The sequence below is a fragment of the Leucobacter sp. wl10 genome (genome assembly GCF_003569785.1).
GTDB lineage: Bacteria > Actinomycetota > Actinomycetes > Actinomycetales > Microbacteriaceae > Leucobacter.
Genome location: NZ_KZ984033.1, coordinates 1 through 1417, shown reverse-complemented (window position 1 = coordinate 1417; position 1417 = coordinate 1). Strand labels below are relative to the sequence as shown.

Genomic DNA, 1417 nt, shown 5'->3' with positions numbered 1-1417 from the left:
GGGCGGATTCAACCGGTCGTCGCAACACCGGCTTGTCCGATTGATCGTAGTTGCTCGGCGAAGGCTTCCGCTGGCGTCTTCCAGCCGAGCGCTTTCCGTGGCCGGCTGTTGAGCGTGTAGGCGACGGCCGCAAGGTCCTCAGCGGTCCACCGGGACAGGTCCGTGCCTTTCGGGAAGTACTGCCGCAGCAGCCCGTTCGTGTTCTCGTTCGTCGGCCTCTGCCAGGGCGAATGCGGGTCGGCGAAGAACACCTTCGTGCCGGTGTCCAGGGCGAACTGGGCGTGCTCGGAGAGCTCCTTCCCGCGATCCCAGGTCAGCGTCTTCCGCAACTGCTCCGGGAGCGTGCTCATCGATGCGGTCAACGCGACGTTCATCGCGACGGCGCCGTAGCCACTGAGCGCGGGCCCGTGCTTCGTGCGCGGCTGCTGCCCGTACCCGTCCAGCCTCGGAAGGTGCACCAGCAGCGTGGAGCGGCTGGAGCGTTCGACGAGTGTGCCGATCGCGGACCGGCCCGTCCCGATGATCAGATCACCCTCCCAATGCCCCGGGACGGCACGATCCGCGGCCTCAGCAGGACGTTCGGAGATCACCACGTCAACGGTGACATGCCCCTGTGGTTTGCTCTGCGACCTCGCCCGCGGTTTCCGCAACGCCCGCCCGGTCCGCAACGCCGCGACGAGTTCACGCTTGAGTGCCCCACGCCCCTCGATGAACAGCGACTGGTAGATCGCTTCGTGGCTGATCCGCATGGACTCATCATCCGGGAACTCGACCGGTAGACGTCTCGCGATCTGCTCTGGCGACCACGCCGTCGACCACTTCCGATCCGCCCGGTGAGGCTTGTTCCGACCCTGCCACGCGGCCGTGAGGGGCCCGTCGATCACAGTCCCATCAGGGAGCCTGACGCTGCCGTCCAGGCGCTCCTGTACCCAGTCGTGCAGCCGCGTGTTCGTGACGAGCTTCGCTTCCTTCGGCCGCCGCGCCATCAGCTCCGCTTTCCACTGCGCGACTGAGGCCCGATATTCGAGCTTCCCACCCCTGGTCGCCGCGTTGCGGCGCAGCTCCCGAGAGATCGTCGCAGGGTCGCGGCCGAGTCTGCGCGCGGTCTCACGAACCCCGCGCTTCTCGGCCCGCAGCAGCGCGATCTCCTCACGCTCCGCGAACGAGAGATACCGGCCGCCAGGATCCGTGAGCGTGATGGTGGGCATGCCGCCACCTTGTCGGAACCAGCGAGCGCCGACCGCGGAAGACACGCCCACCACCCCGGCCGCGTCTTCCGACGACATCCCAACAGCGACTTGCTTCCAGAACTGGCGTTCGACGCTACGTCTCGACTTCGGCGCTCCCGGCGAGATCATCGCCGAACGCCCCGTCAACTCCTTCAACCATCCCGCTGGTCGTCCCATCAGCACTCCTC

The 1417-nt window shown here is 67.2% G+C and carries 1 protein-coding gene; it reads right to left on the bottom strand.

Translation table 11 applies throughout. The features are described from left to right. Positions 1-8 precede the first annotated feature (8 nt). Complete coding sequence (locus D1J51_RS17650; protein ID WP_371414102.1) at positions 9-1406, bottom strand: IS30 family transposase; 1398 nt, start codon at positions 1404-1406, stop codon at positions 9-11. Positions 1407-1417 lie beyond the last annotated feature (11 nt).